The 17,769-nt window shown below is 70.1% G+C and carries 21 protein-coding genes; 8 read left to right on the top strand and 13 right to left on the bottom strand.

Annotation, left to right across the window (positions count from 1 at the left end):
• Window positions 1-126: 126 nt before the first annotated feature.
• Window positions 127-984, top strand: a complete 858-nt coding sequence (locus ACVW19_RS14465; RefSeq protein WP_457459802.1) for a helix-turn-helix domain-containing protein — start codon at window positions 127-129, stop codon at window positions 982-984.
• 225 nt (window positions 985-1,209) lie between these two features.
• Window positions 1,210-1,401 carry a DUF397 domain-containing protein gene (locus tag ACVW19_RS14460; protein ID WP_457459801.1) on the top strand — a complete coding sequence of 64 codons (192 nt, stop codon included), beginning with the start codon at window positions 1,210-1,212 and terminating at the stop codon, window positions 1,399-1,401.
• Between the two features lie 146 nt (window positions 1,402-1,547).
• Here the strand turns inward: ACVW19_RS14460 and ACVW19_RS14455 are convergent, their stop codons facing one another.
• From ACVW19_RS14455 to ACVW19_RS14425, 7 genes are all read right to left on the bottom strand, one after another.
• Window positions 1,548-2,420: a MerR family transcriptional regulator gene (locus tag ACVW19_RS14455; RefSeq protein WP_457459800.1), complete on the bottom strand. Its 873-nt coding sequence runs from the start codon at window positions 2,418-2,420 to the stop codon at window positions 1,548-1,550.
• A 339-nt stretch (window positions 2,421-2,759) separates the two neighbouring features.
• Entirely contained in the window at window positions 2,760-3,269 is a 510-nt protein-coding gene (locus ACVW19_RS14450) for a glutathione peroxidase (RefSeq protein ID WP_457459799.1), read from the bottom strand.
• 37 nt (window positions 3,270-3,306) lie between these two features.
• The gene (locus ACVW19_RS14445; RefSeq protein WP_457459798.1) at window positions 3,307-3,558 is read right to left on the bottom strand and encodes a hypothetical protein; all 252 of its coding nucleotides are present in this window, start codon (window positions 3,556-3,558) and stop codon (window positions 3,307-3,309) included.
• A gap of 7 nt (window positions 3,559-3,565) precedes the next feature.
• Window positions 3,566-3,970, bottom strand: a complete 405-nt coding sequence (locus ACVW19_RS14440; protein ID WP_457459797.1) for a hypothetical protein — start codon at window positions 3,968-3,970, stop codon at window positions 3,566-3,568.
• Window positions 3,971-4,258: 288 nt separating this feature from the next.
• The gene (locus ACVW19_RS14435; RefSeq protein WP_457459796.1) at window positions 4,259-5,086 is read right to left on the bottom strand and encodes an SAM-dependent methyltransferase; all 828 of its coding nucleotides are present in this window, start codon (window positions 5,084-5,086) and stop codon (window positions 4,259-4,261) included.
• Between the two features lie 137 nt (window positions 5,087-5,223).
• Window positions 5,224-5,427: a DUF397 domain-containing protein gene (locus ACVW19_RS14430; protein ID WP_457459795.1), complete on the bottom strand. Its 204-nt coding sequence runs from the start codon at window positions 5,425-5,427 to the stop codon at window positions 5,224-5,226.
• Between the two features lie 8 nt (window positions 5,428-5,435).
• Window positions 5,436-5,897, bottom strand: a complete 462-nt coding sequence (locus tag ACVW19_RS14425; protein WP_457459794.1) for a hypothetical protein — start codon at window positions 5,895-5,897, stop codon at window positions 5,436-5,438.
• A 378-nt stretch (window positions 5,898-6,275) separates the two neighbouring features.
• Here ACVW19_RS14425 and ACVW19_RS14420 point away from each other — a divergent pair, with 378 nt between their 5' ends.
• Window positions 6,276-7,637, top strand: a complete 1,362-nt coding sequence (locus tag ACVW19_RS14420) for an MFS transporter (RefSeq protein ID WP_457459793.1) — start codon at window positions 6,276-6,278, stop codon at window positions 7,635-7,637.
• Between the two features lie 182 nt (window positions 7,638-7,819).
• Window positions 7,820-8,494: a TetR/AcrR family transcriptional regulator gene (locus ACVW19_RS14415; protein WP_457459792.1), complete on the top strand. Its 675-nt coding sequence runs from the start codon at window positions 7,820-7,822 to the stop codon at window positions 8,492-8,494.
• A 102-nt stretch (window positions 8,495-8,596) separates the two neighbouring features.
• On the opposite strand, the gene ACVW19_RS14410 is transcribed toward ACVW19_RS14415, so the two are convergent.
• The 3 genes from ACVW19_RS14410 to ACVW19_RS14400 all read right to left on the bottom strand — a co-directional run bounded on the left by ACVW19_RS14410 (window position 8,597) and on the right by ACVW19_RS14400 (window position 10,462).
• On the bottom strand, window positions 8,597-9,304 hold the full coding sequence (locus tag ACVW19_RS14410) for a hypothetical protein (RefSeq protein WP_457459791.1): 708 nt from the start codon (window positions 9,302-9,304) through the stop codon (window positions 8,597-8,599).
• A 92-nt stretch (window positions 9,305-9,396) separates the two neighbouring features.
• The gene (locus tag ACVW19_RS14405; protein WP_457459790.1) at window positions 9,397-9,978 is read right to left on the bottom strand and encodes a hypothetical protein; all 582 of its coding nucleotides are present in this window, start codon (window positions 9,976-9,978) and stop codon (window positions 9,397-9,399) included.
• 25 nt (window positions 9,979-10,003) lie between these two features.
• Complete coding sequence (locus ACVW19_RS14400; RefSeq protein ID WP_457459789.1) at window positions 10,004-10,462, bottom strand: Lrp/AsnC family transcriptional regulator; 459 nt, start codon at window positions 10,460-10,462, stop codon at window positions 10,004-10,006.
• A 206-nt stretch (window positions 10,463-10,668) separates the two neighbouring features.
• Between ACVW19_RS14400 and ACVW19_RS14395 the strand changes: the two genes are divergently transcribed.
• On the top strand, window positions 10,669-11,307 hold the full coding sequence (locus ACVW19_RS14395) for an AzlC family ABC transporter permease (protein WP_457464611.1): 639 nt from the start codon (window positions 10,669-10,671) through the stop codon (window positions 11,305-11,307).
• The gene (locus ACVW19_RS14390; RefSeq protein ID WP_457459788.1) at window positions 11,300-11,674 is read left to right on the top strand and encodes a branched-chain amino acid transporter permease; all 375 of its coding nucleotides are present in this window, start codon (window positions 11,300-11,302) and stop codon (window positions 11,672-11,674) included. The genes ACVW19_RS14395 and ACVW19_RS14390 overlap by 8 nt, the downstream gene beginning before the upstream one ends.
• A gap of 123 nt (window positions 11,675-11,797) precedes the next feature.
• Here the strand turns inward: ACVW19_RS14390 and ACVW19_RS14385 are convergent, their stop codons facing one another.
• Entirely contained in the window at window positions 11,798-12,130 is a 333-nt protein-coding gene (locus ACVW19_RS14385) for a WhiB family transcriptional regulator (protein ID WP_457459787.1), read from the bottom strand.
• A 197-nt stretch (window positions 12,131-12,327) separates the two neighbouring features.
• On the opposite strand from ACVW19_RS14385, the gene ACVW19_RS14380 reads away from it, so the two are divergent.
• Together ACVW19_RS14380 and ACVW19_RS14375 are read left to right on the top strand one after the other, a co-directional pair.
• Window positions 12,328-13,968 (top strand): helix-turn-helix domain-containing protein, encoded by a 1,641-nt coding sequence (locus ACVW19_RS14380; RefSeq protein ID WP_457459786.1) that lies wholly within the window; start codon window positions 12,328-12,330, stop codon window positions 13,966-13,968.
• Between the two features lie 414 nt (window positions 13,969-14,382).
• The gene (locus ACVW19_RS14375) at window positions 14,383-15,843 is read left to right on the top strand and encodes an amino acid permease (RefSeq protein WP_457459785.1); all 1,461 of its coding nucleotides are present in this window, start codon (window positions 14,383-14,385) and stop codon (window positions 15,841-15,843) included.
• 144 nt (window positions 15,844-15,987) lie between these two features.
• Here ACVW19_RS14375 and ACVW19_RS14370 read toward each other — a convergent pair whose 3' ends face one another.
• The gene (locus ACVW19_RS14370) at window positions 15,988-17,364 is read right to left on the bottom strand and encodes a diacylglycerol/lipid kinase family protein (RefSeq protein WP_457459784.1); all 1,377 of its coding nucleotides are present in this window, start codon (window positions 17,362-17,364) and stop codon (window positions 15,988-15,990) included.
• Window positions 17,365-17,549: 185 nt separating this feature from the next.
• The gene (locus ACVW19_RS14365) at window positions 17,550-17,726 is read right to left on the bottom strand and encodes a hypothetical protein (RefSeq protein WP_457459783.1); all 177 of its coding nucleotides are present in this window, start codon (window positions 17,724-17,726) and stop codon (window positions 17,550-17,552) included.
• Window positions 17,727-17,769 lie beyond the last annotated feature (43 nt).

Here is a 17,769-nt window from a genome sequence, read left to right as displayed (position 1 = left end):
ACAGTGGTCGCATATCCACTGTTTCCCAGCGGTAGGAAGCACCTTGGTGGCAGTCTGCTCAACACCAGATACGCAAAGTGGCAAGTACGAGTAAGTACGAGGCACGCAGCCGGAGGTGCACGTCCCGTGGCGTCCAATGTCAATCCCACTGTCAGGCGACGCCGGCTGGGCCAGGAGCTCCGCAGGCTCCGTGAGCTCAAGGGCATGACGGCCGAGGAAGTGGCGGAACGACTGCTGGTGTCGCAGTCGAAGATCAGCCGGCTGGAGAACGGCCGGCGCAGCATCAGCCAGCGTGACGTCCGCGACCTCTGCGGAGTCTACGAGGTCGAGGACCAGCGGGTCGTCGAGTCGCTGATGCAGATGGCCAAGGACTCGCGCCAGCAGGGCTGGTGGCACGCCTTCGGCGACATCCCGTACAGCGTCTACATCGGCCTGGAGACGGACGCGGAGTCGCTCAGGGTCTACGAACCGCAGATCATCACCGGCCTGTTGCAGACCCGTGCGTACGCCGAGGCGATCGTCCAGGGCGGTTCGCCCGAGTCGTCCGACCAGGAGAACGACAAGCGGGTCGAGGTGCGCCTGCGCCGACAGGGCCGTATCACCGCCGACAAGGACCCGCTGCGGCTGTGGGTGGTCCTGGACGAGGCCTCGCTGCACCGGGTCGTCGGGAGCAGGCAGGTCATGCGTGAACAGTTGGAGCACGTCATGGAGTTGTCCCAACTGCCGCACATCACCGTGCAGGTGCTGCCGTTCGAGGTCGGCGCGCACTCCGGTATCAACGGGCAGTACTCGATCCTGGAGTTCGCGGACGCGGCCGACTCGAGTGTCGTCTACATCGAGGGCGTGACCAGCGACCTGTACCTGGAGAAGCCGCACGACGTGCAGAAGTACACCGTGATGTACGAGCACTTGAGGGCGCAGTCCCTGAACGTGGAACAGTCCCGCCGGCTCGTGGAACGCGTTGCGAAGGAGTACGCGCGCTGACCTCCTGGCAGGGAGGGCGGGATGCTACACCGCTGCCACGCCTGACTGGAAGTATCTCTTGGAATATGCCACCCGGTCGAGTGAATGGCTGCGCCGGAAGAGGATGCCGACCAGTAGCGTCGATCACGCCAACCGCGAACGAAGGTTGGCGCAATCCGTTCTGCGGGTACCTGCCGGAATGCGCAGCCCGGTGACAGCAACTCAGCAACTGGCTACGGAGCGAACATGGCAATTCGTCTGGGCACCACGGAAACGTGGACGACGTCCTCCCACACCAACAACAACGGCGCGTGCGTGATGGTCAGGTCGACCACCGAGGAAGCACTGGAACTCGGGGACACCAAGATCCCCGAGGGCCCGAAGCTGGCCTTCCCCACGGACGCGTGGACCGCTTTCGTGGCCTCGGTGAAGGTCTGAGAGGACCGGAACCGAACAGAGCTCCACGGAGCCCTCTCGACGAGATCGCCGTCCTTGCCGAGAGGGCTCGGCCCACCCCGCAACCCTCTCGGCACGGCGAACGAGTCCCCGCAGTTCACCTCACCGCATCACGTCGGCTCAGCACCTCACCGCACCGGAAAAGCGACGTCACACACCGGATCCTCCGCCCCGGCGGCATCCCAGTCCGCGAAGTACACCTCCCTGCACGGACCCGCGGCCGTCAGCCCCTCGGCCGCCATCCACTGCTCCACCGCCTCGAACGCGGCCAGGATCTGTGGATGAGCCACCTGAGCCTTGGTGATCCGGGTGTAGGCCAACCGCTGGGCCGGCTCCACCCGCACCGTCGTCTCCCACGCCCGGCCCCGCGCCTCGGCCCAGGCCCGCGCCGCCGCCTCGTCGGCGACCGGCACGCACGCCTCGGCAGGACCGTCGCTCTCCATCGACACCTCGGAGTGGTAGGCGACGAACGGCACCCCGGCCACGCCTCCGCACTCCGAGGCACCCCGCTCCAACCGGCCCAGCGCCGCCCCGATCCACGCGGGCAACTCGTCCGCCAGAGTGTGCCGCGTCTCGGTGATCAGCACCTGCTGCGGCACGTCCACCGTCTCGACCGCGAACTTCCCGTACATCTCGGAACTCCTCCCAGAGAGCCGTCCACGGAGGAATGCGGCGAGTGTCCGCTGCCCGGCGACCCGCGCCTCGACGTCCGCCCAGTAGGCGGCGAGCCGGTCGGCCGCGGCCGCACCGTCGTCCGCGTCGAGAACCTCGGCGATCCGGGCGAGCGGCATGTCCAGCTGCCGCAGCAGCGCCACCGTACGGGCACGCTCGACCTGACCCGCCCGGTAGAACCGGTAACCGGTGACCTCGTCGACCCGCGCCGGCGCCAGCAGCCCCAGCCGGTCGTACAGCCGCAACGCCTTGGCCGACAGCCGCGCCCGCGCCGCGAACGCGCCGATGCCGAGCAGTTCCCCGCTCTCCGGGGCCACCTCTGGGTCCACCGCGCCATCCTCCGTCGTCGGGCGGCCCGTCCGCCCGACGACACGAACGCTGGACCCTGCCCCAGGGGCAAGGTCAACGCGGCCACCGGAACCGGACGCCGGGGCGGCAGCCCTTAGGGCCTGTTCGGCGGATCATGCCGCAGACGCGGGGTCCGGCACGCCCATCTGCGGCGTTGTCGTCACTCGCCGACGCTCCGCGTCGACTCCCTCCTCCGCCTTGCAGCTGCACGCTCCCCCACGCTCGGCTGCGCTCGCGCGGGAGGGACCCCCCATCGCCCCCGCTCACCTGCGCTGACAAGGCACCGTCGATTTCCTGCGACCTGATCCGCCGGACAGCCCCTAACCGAGCGCGCTCTCGACCGCCGCCACGACCTCCGCCGCCTCCGGCTCGGTCTGCGGCGAGAACCGGGCGGCGACCTTGCCGTCCCGCCCGATCAGGAACTTCTCGAAGTTCCAGCGGATGTCCCCGCTGTGCCCCTCGGAGTCGGCGAAGTCGACCAGCCGCTCGTACAGCGGGTGCCGCCCCTCCCCGTTGACCTCGACCTTCTCGGTCATCGGGAAGGTCACGCCGTACGTCGCGGAGCAGAACTCGGCGATCTCCTCCGAGGTGCCCGGCTCCTGCCCCATGAACTGGTTGCAGGGCACCCCGAGCACGGTGAAGCCCCGCGCCGCGTACTTCTCGTGCAGCCGTTCCAGCCCGGCGTACTGCGGCGTCAGCCCGCACTTGGAGGCCACGTTCACCACCAGCACGACCTGCCCCGCATACCGCCCCAGCCCGGCGGACCCACCGCCCAGAGCACCGATCTCGACATCGAGAGGAGAAGAACCGTTGGTCTCTACAGTCGTCATACCCGGATGCTAACCCTGTCAGGAGCGCAGACGACGATCACACCTGATCGGTGTGCTTCTCCTTCTTCTCCACGCTCCTTGCCACCCACGCCCGACAAGCCCAGCGGGCAAGGGCACCCACGGCCAGGGAGACGAGGATGGCGCCCCAGTCGATGACATGCGGCAACCCGGGGAAGAACGCGAAGAAGGCGAGAGCCGCGACAAGCCCCGCAACGAACGACGCGATCCCGGCCCGGCGCCGACGCGCTTCATATCCCGGATCCGTGCCCGGCCCACGCTGCTCGGTCATGAATGACTCACTTCGTGATGTGGTGACACTGACTTACCCGCTGCACCCCGTTGACATAGAGCTGGGCGCACGCCTTGCCGTAATGCGGCAGGCGCTGTGGAGAGTTGTTGCGCATGGGGTCGATCTTGCATTCGCTGTGCGTTCTGCCGCGGGACGTCCGGTAGGTCTTGTTGTTCGTGTCGGTGTAGGTGAAGTCGATGCGCCAGTTGCAGAAGCCACTGCTGAGTGCCCCCACGAAGGCGCAGTCGACGCCGGCGTTCTGATAGGTGATCTCCTTGCCGCTCCCGCGGACGACGTGCGTGAACATGCACCCGGTCGGAATCTTCATCGTCACGCCACCGACGGTGTACTCGAAGGTGCGAATCGGTGTCGATCCGATCGCTCCGGCGGCTTGTGCGGTGGATGGCGTCATGGTGACGAGAGCGCTCGCCGCAGCGAGTGCGGCGGCCCGGGGTACGACATACGACCACATCAAGGCGATCCCCTCCTGATTGTTTCCTGACGAACGTCGGGAACAACTAGGAATTGCCCTTCCGGTTGTCTGTTGCCGGGCGGTTTCACCATGAAAGATGATCACGTGATTGCTGCGCTGACCTGCAGAAACGTTACCCAGGGTTGCCAGTGTCGACCATCATCCCTGGGGCAGGAAATGGGTGGGGGCCGACCCACGGGTCGGCCCCCACCCACCTTCCTGTCCCGGCTACGCCTTGCGCCCCACTCCGCAGAAGGCGTCCACGTCCTTCACGTAGTCCTCGTCCGGCGCGTCGGCATCCGGTCGCCACTCCGGGACCCGTACGACGCCCGGCTCCACCAGCTCCAGGCCGTCGAAGAATCCGGCGATCTCCTCGACCTCGCGCACGTAGTACGGTACGGCGCCGCTCGCGTTGTACGCGTTCGACGCCGCGATCATGCCCTCGCTCGTGGCCGTACTGTCGCTGATCACCAGGTAACTCCCCGAGGGGAGCCCCGCCATGAGCCGGCGCACCAGATCACGGGCCTGCTCGTAGTCGGCGACGTGGCCGAGCGTGTTGAGGATCATCAGCGCGACGGGCTGGGACATGTCCAGCGTCCCGGCGGCGGCCCGCAGGACGGACTCCGGGTCGTAGAGATCGGCGTCCAGATAGTCCGTCCGGCCCTCGGGAGTGCTGGTCAGCAGGGCGTGGGCGTGGGTCAGCACGATCGGATCGTTGTCGACGTACACGATCCGCGCGTCCGGAGCGACGCGCTGCGCCACCTGGTGCGTGTTGTCGGCGGTCGGCAGTCCCGTACCGATGTCCAAAAACTGCCGTATCCCCTGCTGCCCCGCCAGATGGCCGACGGCCCGCCCGAGGAACCGCCGACTGGTGTGGGCCACGTCGACCAGCCCGGGGAAGATGCCCTTGATCTGGTCCCCGATCTCCCGGTCGACCTTGTAGTTGTCCTTGCCCCCGACGAAGTAGTTCCAGAACCGCGCCGAGTGCGGCTTCGTCGTATCGATACGGGCACGTGTCTCGAAACCGGCACTGTCCGGGGTGGTGTCCTTCGACACGGCTGAGCCTCCTGTGATGAGCGCGATCAGTGCGCCCAACGTAGGCGAACATGACCGAATATCACCCTGGTTGGCGACAAACTCAGCGACCGAAGCACCTGTTCCAGCCACTTCACCGCGCAGAAGGGCGCCGGGTGCTACACGGGGCGCCCCGGCCGGTCCTTCAGGCAGCCGACGAAGGCGGCGAACACCGGAGCGGGGACGGAGAGAGCGGCACGGGCTGGGTCCTTCGAGTCGCGGATGGCCATGCGGGCGTCATCAGCCTCCGCGATCTCCACGCAGTCGTTGCCTTCACCGCCACCGGAGAAGGAAGACTTCCGCCAGGTGCTGCGAGTAATCACCAGGGGCCTCACGGCAGGTCGGTGCGTCCGAGCCAGGCCGGCTTGACCGGCACCCCGTCCGCGTACCGTTCGACCGGCTGCTCCGCGGGCTCGGCCTGCTGGTCCACAGGATCGGCCGCTGCGGCGACGGGCGCACCCGGCGCCTCCACCACAGGCTCCGGCACAGTTTCCACCACCGGCTCCGGGGCGGTGGGCGCGTCTGAGTCCTCGAGCAGTTCCGCCACCGTGAACCGGGTGACGAACGACTGCCATGCCCCGTCCACGACGAGCAGGAACCCGTCGTCCTGCCGCAGGAGCCGACGGCGCTTGGGGCTTCTGGGGTGCGCGGGTGAGTAGCTTCGTGCCCGTCGTTCCAGCTCCGCGAGTGCCTCCTCGCGCTCCCCGATGACGTGAGCGAGCACGTATGCCTCGGTGTGCTTGCGTTCTCCGACCCCCATGGTCGTCTCGATGACCAGGCCCCAGGTCGTCATGATCTTCGCCCCCTCGTCCACCTTGCCCTCGACACGATCACATGAAGGCCGGGATCGTCCACCGTGCTGTCGGCCTTCCTGCCTCCGGTGACGAAGCCTCAGTCGCCGTTCGCGCGAAGGTGGAAGGGCCCCGGCACGAGGGCGGTTTCCTCCGGTCGGACCCGGGTGGATCCGTGCAGGGTTCTCGCGGGAGGCACCGAAGCGGCTTCCGAGGTGCGGGCCGGCCGGGTCCGCGATGACGCTCTGCCTCCCGCGCTCGGGCGCGTCAACTCGGACCTGTGTCAGAGGTCTTGTGCCCCCATGTGGCGTGTGGCACAGTCCAGCGCCACCGAGTGTCAAAAAATGACATCCAGTGCCATACGCTCCGGGAGCCCCGTTGTGAACCAGCAGCGAACCGTGCAGGACGGCACCGACGCCCTGCACGCCACGGCGAGCCGCAAAGCGGCCTTCCGTCTCTTGCCGATCCTGTGCCTCACGTACTTCATGGCGTTCGTGGACCGCACCAACGTCGGCATGGCCAAGACGTCACTCGAAGCCGACGTGGGCATCAGCGCCGCGGCGTACGGCGTCGGCGCCGGCATCTTCTTCCTGAGCTACGCGCTCCTGGAGGTGCCCAGCAACCTGATCATGTACCGCGTCGGGCCGCGGCGCTGGATCACCCGGATCGCCGTGACCTGGGGACTGCTCTGCTCCTGCATGATGTTCGTGCAGGACGAACTGTCCTTCTACGTCGTCCGGTTCCTGCTCGGTGCGGCCGAGGCCGGCCTGTACCCGGCGCTCATGTACACCGTCACGATCTGGTTCTCGCAGAAGCAGCGGGTGACCGTGGTCGGGATCCTCTACCTCGCCGTGTGCGCCGGTTTCGCGCTCGGAGGTCCCCTCGGCGGCGCTCTCATGGAGCTCCACGGAGCGGGCGGGCTGTACGGCTGGCAGTGGATGTTCCTCGTCGAGGGCCTGCTCACCGTGGTCGTCGCCTACTTCGTGTGGCGCCTCGTCCCCGACCGGCCACAGGACGCGAAGTGGCTGACGGCGCGGGAGGCCGCGGTGCTGAACGACCGCGCGGTCGTGCGGGCCGCTCCGGGGCACGGCACCCTGAAGGGCAACGTCAGGATCGCCTTCGCCCGGCCGTTCATCCTCGCCCTGTCCCTGATCTACTTCGCGAACCAGGTCAGCAGCGTGGCGATCCAGTACAACTTCCCGTCCATCGTCGAAAGCCTCGACGTCGAAGGGTCCTTCCTGATCGGTGTCGTGAGCGGCAGCGCCGGCATCGCCGCGCTCGTCGGCGTGCTCGTGATCCCGTGGATCCAGCGCCGCGTGCGGAACGAGGTCCGGGTCCTGACGTACGTGACGGTCGCCACGGTCCCGGTGGCGATCGCGTACAGCGTCTCCGACGGTGCCGTGCTGCGCATTCTGCTGATCGACGCCGCGATGCTGCTGCTGGTCGGCATCCTCCCGCTCTACTGGTCGGTCGCGATGGCGAGGATGTCCGGGCTGATGGCCGCGGCCGGGCTCGCGTTCATCAACACGGTCGGGCTGCTCGGCGGGTTCGTCGGCCCCTACCTGTACGGACTCGCCGAGGGCCGGGGAAGCGAGTTCGCCGGGCACGCCGTCCTCGTGGGCGCCGCCGTCCTCGGCGTGCTGCTCCTGCCGGTGCTGCATCGAACGGTGCGCTCCGAGGACCGGCGATCCGGCCAGGATGCCGACGTGGGTTCTCCGGCCGGTGTGGAAGGGGTGAGGTGACCACGCGGAACCGTGCCGTCGCCGCCCGGGTCGGCCTGTCCGGCGGGTGGGCGGCGCCGACCGCACGCGGGGGAGACGGCCGGTCCGGCCTCCCCCCGCGACCGTGGCCATAGACTCCTCGACGACTTCGCACGACGACGTCGAGGAGTCGAGAAGTCGAGAAGTCGAGGAGGGGAGGGGCCGTGGCCGAACGGGGGCTGGAGACGAAGTACCGCATCGCGGAGACGGCGATGGCGCTGTTCCTGGAGCAGGGTTATGAGAGCGTCACCGTGGAGGCCGTCGCGGACGCGTCGCGGGTGTCACGGCGTACGGTGTTCCGGTACTTCGACGGCAAGGACGAGCTGGCGTTCCCCGATCACTCCGCGCGGCTGGAGCTGCTGGCGCGCCACCTGGTGAAGCCGACCGGGGGGCGGTCGCCGGTGGACGTCGTCGTCGCGGCCACCGAGGTGGTGATGCTCGACTTCCTGAGCAGGCCCGAACTGGTGCTCCAGCGCTACCGGCTGACCCGGGTCGTGCCCGAGTTGCGCAGGCGTGAGGTGCTCGAGAACGAGCGCTATGTCGCCCTGACGCGGGCGTATCTGCGTGACCGACTGCCCCCGGACGGTCCGGCGTTCCTGCCGATGGCGCTCTCCGCGCTGATCGACGCGATGCACCGGTCGGCGCTCGGCAACTTCGCCCGCAGCGGCGGGACGGCGGACGCGTACGCCGAGCTCAAGGACGGCATGGAGTGGATCCGCCGGACCCTGGCCGAGGAACCGGCCGCCGGCAGTCCCCTGCTGTTCGCCGTGCTGCCGGACACGGCGGCCGCGCGGCACGCGTTGTCGACGCTGCGCGACGAGGCCCGGGACCTGCTCTGAACCCGGTGCGTCAGCCGCGGCCGATGCCGAGTGTGCCGGGCGTGCCGGACCGTATGACGGGGGCGCCGCCGGCGCGGGCATCCCCCGGAAACCCCGGAGCGCTCAGTGGCCGGAGGCCGTGGTGAGGGGGAAGCCGCCGCTGCCGCCGCCCCGCATGTCCTCCATGTCGAACGGGTCCGCGTCGGCCCGGACGGCATGGACACCGAGCCGCCCGCTGCCCGCGGGGGCGTCCTCGGCGGCGCTGATCCGGTACTCCACGACGCGGGTGCCGTCGGCGGGCAGGTCCCGCGCACCGGACGCGCCGGTCAGGGGCTGGTAGTCGTTGACCACGGCCAGCTCGACGGGACGCCAGTCGCCGTCGGGAGCCTCACGCCGTTCCACCGTCAGCTCGGGCTCCCGCTCGCCCGCGTAGTTCCACTCGACCTGCGCGGAGAGCGCGATGTCGCGGAGTGCCTCGCCGGTGGTGTTGCAGAGCTTGACGAGGACGGTCTGCGGTTCGCCGCCGGGGTGGACGGTGACGCCTTCGTGTGGTCCGGCGACCGTGGTGATCAGGTGGCCGTTGGTCCTGTCGGCGTCGGTGAGCCGGGGGCAGGGCTTGGCCTGGAAGGCGGCGAAGCCGGGGTGGGGCGAGCTCTTCGCGGCCGCCGGAGCGCCGGGCGTCCGCGTCGCCTGCGCCGACGTACCGGGTGAGGGGCTCGAGGGGCTGCCCTTGTCGTCGTCCGCCGGGGCTGACGGCCCCCCGCAGGCGGTGGTGAAGAGCATCACCGCCCCTGCCGCGGCGACGGCGGATCCGGCCCAGCGCCTGTCCATGTGTACGGATGCCCCTTTTCGTGGATCACTGTTCGGTGATCACGACGCCCGAAGCGCGCTTACGGTTGCGCCGCGGCCGTGGTGGCGCGTCATCAGCAGTCGATCTCGGGAATGTCGTGCCACAGGACGGGATTGCCGCTGGTGCCGTGGACGCTCAGGTTCCCCCCGTCCTGCCCCCAGTCCAGCTCGTACGCACCGAAGCGGAAGGGGCGGTGGCCGTCGTCGACCGTCCATGAGCCGATGCGCCGGCCCAGACCACTGGATCCCACCTCGTAGACCTCGCCCGTGCCTATGACCAGGAAGGACGTCTCCCGCACCACGGCTCGGCAGCCACCGGGCCCCTCGGGCTCGAGGACGAAGTACTCGGCTCCGTTGATCAGGTCGCCGCCCGCGCCGAACGCGATGCCCAGTGCGGCGGCGGCAGTCGACGAGATGATCATCCAACGAGGCACGCGAGGGGGCTTGTTCACTCCCTCGGCCGTGTTGCGCACGCACACGAGCAGTACCAGCGCGACGCCGAGCAGTACGCAGCTCACTCCCCAGCCGGGAACCACCCGCCCCGCCACCACCATCAGCAGACCGCTCCAACTCGCCACGACGGCAAGCACCGCACAGCCGACGGCGACGGCCCTCCACCTGAACGGCCTTTCCACACTGCGCTGTTCCGTCTCCATCGGCCCACACTACGAGCTTCAGGAATCAAGCGTCGGCCTTGATCTTCTTCATGGTGAGGTGGGATTCGAGGCGGAGGACGGCGGGCAGTACGGTGAGTTTTCCGGTCAGGAAGGCTTCGTAGGCGGCGTGGTCGACGACGGCGACGCGGAGGAAGTAGTCGGGGCGGCCGTACATCCGCCGGAACTCGACGACCTCCTCGTAGGAGGCCACGGTGTTCTCGAACTCCTCGACGGTCTTGCGGTCGTTGGCGTAGATCTCGACGTCGATGAGGACCTCCAGCTCGCGTCCCATCGCTCCGGGACTGACGACGGCCCGGTAGCCGGTGATGACGCCGGCCTCCTCCAGGCGCTTGACCCGGCGCAGGCACGGGGGCGGGGTCAGGCCCACCCGCTTGGCCAGCTCGACGTTGGACAGCCGACCGTCCCGGCGCAGATGAAACAAAATTTCGCGGTCGGTCGCATCGAGGCTGCTTGCATTGCTCATACGGCGATCGTACGACCCGGATCGGTAACCATATGAGGTGGGATTCTCACTAAAATGTCGGTATGCGAACAAGTTCCACCGTCGCCGACCGGACCGGGCCCGTGTCCGTCCCCGGGCCCGTGTCGGCGTCCGTTCCCGCCTTTGTTCCTCCGTCGCGCAAGCGGTCCGAGGCGCGGGCCGCCTTCCAGGACTGCGCGTCCGTGGGCATGGGAATGTTCCCGCTCGGTCTCGCCTTCGGGGCGCTGGTCGTCCAGTCGGGACTCGACTGGTGGTGGGCGGGGCTGTCCGCCGCCCTGATCTACGGCGGCTCGTTCGAGTTCCTGCTCATCGGCATGGTCGCCGCCGCCGCGCCGCTGGCGTCCGTCGCCGTGGCCGCCTCCCTGGTCCAGGCACGGCACGTCTTCTACGCCCTGTCCTTCCCCCTGCACCGGGTGCGGGGCCGCCTCGCCAAGACGTACAGCACCTTCGCGCTCACCGACGAGGCGTACGCCCTGACCGCCACCGAGCAGGCCCGCACCTGGTCCGGCCGGCGCATCCTGTGGCTGCAGTTCTTCATGCACCTGTACTGGGCCGGCAGCGCGACGGCCGGAGCCCTGCTCGGCTCCCTCGTCCCGGACGGCGTCACCGGCCTGGACTTCGCACTGACCGCCCTGTTCGCCGTCCTCGCCCTCGACGCCATCCGCGACCTGCGCGGCGACCTGCCCACCCCGGTGCTCGCCCTCGTCTGCGCCCTGGCCGCCCGGCTCCTCTTCCCGGACCAGATGCTCCTGGCCGCCTTCGCCCTGTTCACCGCCGGCCTCCTGGCCCGCCACCTCGCCACCGGCAGGAAGCCCGCCCATGTCTGACGCCCTTCCCCAAGCTCTCGACTTCGCTCGGGCAGGGGAGACCCCGTTCGCCGTCGCGGCGATCCTGGTCGCCGCCGCCGTCACCTGGGCCCTGCGCGCTCTGCCCTTCGCCGTCCTCGCCCCGCTGCGGGCCAGCGCCACCGTGCAGTACCTCAGCACCCGCATGCCCGCCGGGATCATGGTGATCCTGGTCGTCTACTGCCTGCGCGACCTCCCGGTCACCGAGTCCCGCGCCCTGGCCCCCCTGGCCGCCCTGGCCGTCACCGTCGGCCTGCACCTGTGGCACCGCAACGCCCTGCTGAGTATCCTCGCCGGCACCGCCGTACACGTGGCCCTGGCCAGCACGGCCTTCGCACCAGGAGGCTGAGACGGCCGAGACGACGCCGGTCGGTACCACGGTGACCGAGGCGATGGCCCGGGTGATGGCCGAGCCGGCCGGACTCGAGGACCCGAGGCGGCACCGCATGGCCGGCACCCCGGCTGTAAGCGGTCATTCCTGACGCGCGTCAACCGTTTTCCCCGCCGTTCGTCCCGCCGGGCCGTCGAACAGCTCCCGGCGGATGGCGCGACGCTGCGCGGCGGTGGTCGCACCCCAGATGCCGACGTCCTCCCCCTGCTCGACGGCCCACCGGCGGCAGGCGAGCAGGACGCGGCAGCGATGGCAGACCGCACGGGCGCGAGCGACCTGGGGCTCGCTGTCCCGCTCGATCAGAGGGAAGAAAAGCTCGGGGTCCTCGCCCACGCACGCGGCATCGCGGATCCATCCGCGTGCGGCGGGGAACAGGTCGGCGCTGAAGCCGGAAGGCCGACAGTTGTCTGGCACGGCACACCTCCGCCAGATGCCGGCTGAGCCGGCAGGTGGCTGCGACACAGGTGTGCCGCAGGCCCGGCAGGGGTCGTGCCCACCACTGTAAAAGCGTGTCTGTGGACTTGTCAGCCCGACGGGGTCCACACATGCCCGGTGCGGTCCCCGTCGCCGAACGGATAGCATCGCGCTCGGCACGGCCCCCGGCAGAGGCGATGACCATAGATTCGGACGCGGTACCTCCCCCCACGGCGAGCATCAGCCTGCGCGAGTTGCTGATGGCACTGGGTGATTCGCTGCTGGAGGTGCAGGCCGCTCCCGCCGGACTGGACGTCGAGATCCGCGGCGTCGCCCTGCTCGACCCCGAGGACCCGCCGGCCACTCGGCCGGGCGAGCTGGTTCTCGTCATCGGTGCCCGTGGCCGAGCCGCCTATCCCGCGCTGCGGGCCGCCGGGCGCGACGGAGCCGCCGGCGTCGTGGTCAAACTGGACAGCCCCGGCCAGGCCGCGGCCCTCAGCGAGACCGCCGCCGAGGCCGGGGTCGCCCTGCTCTCGTTGCGCGGCGAAGCGCGCTGGGAACAGGTGAACACGCTGGCCCGCGCCGCCCTCGACGACGTGCCGCCGGGCCACCCGGGCGAAGGGGCCGAGGAGGGCGACCTGTTCTCGCTCGCCCAGACCACCGCCATCCTCACCGGCGGCATCGTCAGCATCGAGGACGCCGCCCACCGGGTGCTGGCGTACTCCCGTTCCACCGACTCCGACGAGATCGACGATCTGCGGCGGCGCTCCATCCTCGGCTGGCAGGGGCCGGAGCCCTATCTGGCGAAGCTGCGCGAGTGGGGCGTGTTCCAGGACCTGCACTCCAGCGACGAGGTGATCAGTGTCGACAGCCACCCCGAGCTGGGGATCCGCCGCCGGCTCGCGGTGGCCGTGCGGTCCGGGGGCCGGCAACTGGGGACCATCTGGGTGCAGGAGGGCTCGACGCCCCTGTCCGAACGCTCGGACCAGGCACTGCTGGGTGCGGCCCGGGTCGCCACGCTCCACCTGGTGCGCCGCCGCCGGGAGCTCTCGGAGGGACTGACGTTCACCCGGACCCTGCTGGCCGGACTGCTGGACGGGAACACCGGGCCCCAGCCGCTGGCCACCCATCTGGGATTCGACGCGACCCGTCCGGCCGCAGTCCTGGGCTTCTCGTACGAAACCGCGGATGTCGTCGCCGCCCCGGAGCTGACCCACGCCGAGGTCACCAACCTGGTCTCCGTGCACATGGCCGCCCGGCATCGCAGTGCGCTGGTCACGCAGGTCGACCCCCGCATCTATGCGCTCCTGCCCCAGTTGCCGCGCAGCATCGACGTGGACACGCTGCGCGGCTGGGGCCAGGAGATCACCGACGCCGCACGCCGCCACCTGGACCTGCCCCTGCGCGGCTCGGTCGGTTGCGTGGTGTCCGGGCTCGGGGACGTCCCGGAGTCACGCCGGGAGGCCGACCGCATCCTCGACGCCATGCTGGGGACCGACGTCCCCACCGCGGTCGCCGCGCTGCCGGACATCCAGGCGGAAGTACTGGTCAGTGAACTGCTGACACTGCTTTCCGCCCATCCCGAGATACGGGATCCACGGCTGACCGCCCTCCTCGAGCACGACAGCCGGAACCAGGGCCGCCTGGCGGAGACCGTCCTGACCTATCTGAACTCCTTCGGTGACGTACGGGCCGCCGCCGCCCAGCTGTATGTGCACCCCAACACGCTGCGCTACCGCATTCGCCGGGCCGAGGAGCTGACCGGTCTCGAACTGAGCCGCCCTGACCAGCGTCTGCTCGCCATGCTCCAGCTGCGGCTGCCGCCGCCCACCGCCTGATTCCGCTTCCTTCCGCATTGGCCGGCCGTACAGCCGATCGGAGGCGGATTCGTCGAGCCGCACAAACACATCGCCTCGTGACCCCTCATACGCTTGCGCGAATTCAACCCCGCAAGTGATGCGGACCGGCTCTCACACCGCCTCTCACGAGGAGACGGAGCACGGCGCCGACGTGCGATGACGACCCCATCATCGGCACAACACCCGAATATCGAACACCACCCCCCCACACAGTGAACGATTTCGAGAATTTCCAGGGTCATGGCTGACCCGTTGCCGAACCGGCCTGCTCGTTCCCGCCGATCACGGGGTATCCGGAGATCCGGATCGCCGGTGATCGGTGATCGGTGGCCCGGTGAACACGGCAGCCACTCCCCGCAGGACTCCCCAACCCCACTTTGGACGGATGTCGATATGACCACACACCCCCCTGACTCCCTGGCCACCGCCACCACTCCGCCGGTCGGCGGCCGGCCCCCGGAGCAGTCGGGTCTGAAGGCCGGTCTCAAGAACCGCCATCTGTCCATGATCGCCATCGGCGGTGTGATCGGCGCCGGCCTCTTCGTGGGCTCCGCCTCCGGCATCGCCGCCGCCGGGCCCGGCATCCTGCTGTCGTACGCGCTGGTCGGAGCCCTGGTCGTCCTGGTGATGCGGATGCTCGGAGAGATGGCCGCGGCCAACCCGAGCTCCGGTTCCTTCTCCGCCTACGCGGACCGGGCACTGGGCCGCTGGGCCGGGTTCTCGATCGGCTGGCTGTACTGGTTCTTCTGGGTCGTCGTGCTCGCCGTGGAGGCGACCGCGGCTGCCGTGATCCTGGAAGGGTGGGTGCCGGCCGTACCGCAGTGGGCCTGGGCGCTGATCGTGATGGTGGTCCTCACCGCCACGAACCTGCTCTCGGTCGGTTCCTTCGGCGAGTTCGAGTTCTGGTTCGCGGGCATCAAGGTCGTCGCCATCGCGGGCTTCATCGTCCTCGGCGGCCTGGCGATCTTCGGTGTGCTGCCCGGCTCCGACAACGCCGTGACGGGCTTCGCCAACCTCACCGAACACGGCGGCTTCCTGCCGAACGGGCCCGGAGCGATCCTCACCGGCATCCTGCTGGTCGTCTTCTCCTTCATGGGCAGCGAGATCGTCACCCTCGCCGCCGCCGAGTCCCCGGACGCGCAGCGGGCGGTCGCGAAGGCCACCAGGAGCGTGATCTGGCGGGTCGGCCTCTTCTACGTCGGCTCGATCCTCATCGTGGTCTCCCTGCTGCCGTGGAACGACCCCGCGATCCAGGAGAAGGGGTCGTACGTCGCGGCCCTGAACTCCATCGGGATCCCGCACGCCGGCGAGATCATGAACTTCATCGTGCTGACCGCCGTGCTGTCCTGCCTCAACTCCGGCCTCTACACCGCCTCCCGGATGGCCTTCTCCCTGGGCCAGCGCGGCGACGCCCCGCAGTCCTTCGTACGGACGAACGCGCGAGGTGTCCCGCAGGCCGCGATCCTGGCCTCCGTGGCCTTCGGCTTCGTGGCGGTCGCCTTCAACTACCTGTGGCCGGACACGGTGTTCCAGTTCCTGCTGAACTCCTCGGGCGCGGTCGCGCTCTTCGTGTGGCTGGTCATCTGCTTCTCGCAACTGCGGATGCGGGGCATCATCCTGCGCGAGAACCCGGAGAAGCTCGTCGTCCGGATGTGGCTGTTCCCGTATCTGACGTGGGTGACGATCGGGATGATCTCGTTCGTGCTCGTCTACATGCTCACCGACGGCAGGGAGGGCGGCGGACGGAGCCAGGTGGTGCTCTCCGTGCTCGTGGCTGCGCTGGTGATCGCGATCTCGTTGGTCCGGGAGCGGAGGCGCCCGAGGAGCACCGAGGACGCGGTCGCGCCCCGGTAGCCGCCGCGGACCTCCACCCGGCGGTCCACAGGCTCCCCGCCGTCCTCGGCGGGGAGCCGCCACTGTTCCGGCGGGGGCGGGGCCGCGCACGGGCGCCGGTGGGTGGCCCCGGAGAACCGCCGGACGAGACGGCGATCACCGCCGTCACCCCGGCCGAGTCGTAGTCGTCCGCCGGTCCGGGACCGGGCGGCCCAGCGCCAACCGTGCCACGTGCGGCCAGTCGGCCGCCGCGCCGCTGCCTCGCCGTGCGTGAGGGCGGTGGCGTGGCACGCGGACCCGGAGTGCACCGGGCGCGCTGCGGCACACCACGGGTGACGGCAGGACGACGTGTTCTCCGTCGATGCCGACCGGGAGGGTGTCCGTGCCGGCTTCGACGACGACTTCTTCGGCGGTCAGCCGGACGAGCCCCCCGGAGCGCGGACCGCGCACGATGCGCGCCGCCTCGGCGGTGCTGCCGACCCGCACGCACACCAGGCCGAGGAGCCCCGAGTCCAGCCGCTCCCTGCGCCCCGGACGGGCCGCGTCCACGGCACGTCCGTAGGGGTTGTTGCCGACGAGCAGGGCCTGGAGCCCGTCGATGCGCGTCCGGCCGGCCCGTGCCCGCAGCCTGAGCGCCTCCTCGCCGGTGAGGAGGCCGGGAAGGGTGCGCAGGGTCGTGCGGGTCTTGGCGTCCCGGTACGCGGGGTCGGTGACGACGGACGCGTACGTCCCGAACGAGGCGTTGTTGACGAAGACCCGGTCCGCGGCGTACCCGAGGTCGACGCGGAGTTCGACGCCGTCGGTCAGGGCCCGGAGGGCCGCGGCCGGATCGTCGCGGTCGAGGCCGAGGTCGAGGGCGAAGTGGTTGCGGGTGCCCGCGGGGACCACCACGAACGGCAGGTCGTGGCGCGCCGCGACCTCGGCCACCAGGGCCTGGGTGCCGTCGCCCCCCGCCACCGCCAGCAGATCGGCTCCCTCGGCGACGGCCTGCCGGGCCAGCTCGACGACGTCCTGGCCCGCGTCGAGCAGGACCACCCGGCAGCCCGCCGCCCGGGCCTTCTCCGCCAGCTGGAAACGGCCCACCTTGCCGCCGCCGGAGCGCGGATTCATCAGGATCCAGGGGGCGTGGGGCGCCTCGGTGACAGCCTGTTCGGAGGCGGGGTGATCCGGTGTCAGGGCCGTACGCGCCGCCGTGACGGCCAGCGCCCACAGGGCCAGGGACACCAGGGCCGGCCCCAGCAAGCCGAACGCGGCGTACAGGGCGAACACGGCGACCGGCGCGGCCACCGACAGGACCGCCCCGAGGGCACGGAGCACACCCGTGTGGGCCAGGACCCACCACACGCCGGCGGCGGCGAGCGCGAGCCCCGCGACGCCGACCAGTACCCACAGCACGCTCCGCAGACCGGCGGCGACGAGCGGCACCAGGATGCTTCCCAGGAGGGCGAGCAGGGCGAGGCGGGCCCGCCCGGCCCCGCCTTCGAGTGCGGCTGCGCCCCCCGCCCCGCCCGATCCCCTCGTGCCACCTCTGCGCCGTTCCACCTGTCGGCCCTTCTCCTCGCGTTCCCGGGCACGCGGCGCCGGCCCTGTCCTCTCCGGCCCTGTCCTCTCCGGCCTCTCACTGCGTCCGCGCCGTGCCGGGACTGCCTCACACGGTGCCGGCCGTGGGCGCGGACGGGGGTGTGCGTCGCGGTCGTCCTGCGCCTCGTTTCGTGGTGTGCGGGTGCTCAGCGACCGGGGTCGCGGGCGGTGGAGTCCGAGCGCTCCACCGGGCCGTGGCCGGTCAGGACCAGTTCCTTCGCCCTGCGGAACTCCTCGTCCGCGAGGGCGCCGCGGTCTCCCTCGTTCCCGGGCGCCCGCCGGCAGCGGTTTCGTGCCGTCTTCAGCGTGCCTGCGGCGAGCACCGGGCGACCTCACCCGGCGCGGGTGAGTGTGCGCACCGGGTGA

It is taken from the genome of Streptomyces sp. TE5632 (genome assembly GCF_054061295.1).
This window is presented reverse-complemented; position numbering and strand designations above follow the sequence as displayed.

Excerpts from the sequence above, each read along its gene's own strand:
- ACVW19_RS14460 (WP_457459801.1), top strand. The coding sequence starts at position 1,210 with ATGGCAATTCGTCTGGGCACCACGGAAACGTGGACGACGTCCTCCCAC.
- ACVW19_RS14450 (WP_457459799.1), bottom strand. The coding sequence starts at position 3,269 with ATGACGACTGTAGAGACCAACGGTTCTTCTCCTCTCGATGTCGAGATC.
- ACVW19_RS14445 (WP_457459798.1), bottom strand. The coding sequence starts at position 3,558 with ATGACCGAGCAGCGTGGGCCGGGCACGGATCCGGGATATGAAGCGCGT.
- ACVW19_RS14440 (WP_457459797.1), bottom strand. The coding sequence starts at position 3,970 with ATGACGCCATCCACCGCACAAGCCGCCGGAGCGATCGGATCGACACCG.
- ACVW19_RS14425 (WP_457459794.1), bottom strand. The coding sequence starts at position 5,897 with ATGACGACCTGGGGCCTGGTCATCGAGACGACCATGGGGGTCGGAGAA.
- ACVW19_RS14410 (WP_457459791.1), bottom strand. The coding sequence starts at position 9,304 with ATGGACAGGCGCTGGGCCGGATCCGCCGTCGCCGCGGCAGGGGCGGTG.
- ACVW19_RS14405 (WP_457459790.1), bottom strand. The coding sequence starts at position 9,978 with ATGGAGACGGAACAGCGCAGTGTGGAAAGGCCGTTCAGGTGGAGGGCC.
- ACVW19_RS14400 (WP_457459789.1), bottom strand. The coding sequence starts at position 10,462 with ATGAGCAATGCAAGCAGCCTCGATGCGACCGACCGCGAAATTTTGTTT.
- ACVW19_RS14395 (WP_457464611.1), top strand. The coding sequence starts at position 10,669 with ATGGGAATGTTCCCGCTCGGTCTCGCCTTCGGGGCGCTGGTCGTCCAG.
- ACVW19_RS14390 (WP_457459788.1), top strand. The coding sequence starts at position 11,300 with ATGTCTGACGCCCTTCCCCAAGCTCTCGACTTCGCTCGGGCAGGGGAG.
- ACVW19_RS14380 (WP_457459786.1), top strand. The coding sequence starts at position 12,328 with ATGACCATAGATTCGGACGCGGTACCTCCCCCCACGGCGAGCATCAGC.
- ACVW19_RS14375 (WP_457459785.1), top strand. The coding sequence starts at position 14,383 with ATGACCACACACCCCCCTGACTCCCTGGCCACCGCCACCACTCCGCCG.